Origin of the sequence: Bacillus sp. JJ864, assembly GCF_036963045.1 — a bacterium.
Lineage (GTDB): Bacteria > Bacillota > Bacilli > Bacillales > Bacillaceae_G > Bacillus_A > Bacillus_A pseudomycoides_C.
The window spans coordinates 697-987 of record NZ_JBALLY010000211.1; the positions used below are offsets into that span (position 1 = coordinate 697).

Genomic DNA, 291 nt, shown 5'->3' on the forward strand with positions numbered 1-291 from the left:
AAAACGTGGAAAGATAACAATACCACAGATCGTCCAGCAACAATCAAAGTAGACCTACTGCAAAACGGTCAAGTAGTTGATACAAAAGAAGTAACAGTAGCAACAAATTGGAAGTACACGTTTGACAATCTCCAAGCGTACGATGCAAATGGAGTTGCTTATAAGTACGAAGTGAAAGAACAACCAGTAGCAGGATATCAATCCGAAGTAAAAGGTTATGACATCACAAATACAAAAGTAGGTCAAACAAAAGTAGAAGGAACAAAGACTTGGAAGGATAACAACGCAACA

Annotated in this window: 1 protein-coding gene; it reads left to right on the plus strand. The window is 37.8% G+C overall.

The annotated features are described in order from the left end of the window. Positions 1-291, plus strand: a 291-nt coding sequence (locus V7024_RS23100) for a Cna B-type domain-containing protein (protein WP_335524347.1), incomplete at both ends; no start/stop codon positions are given.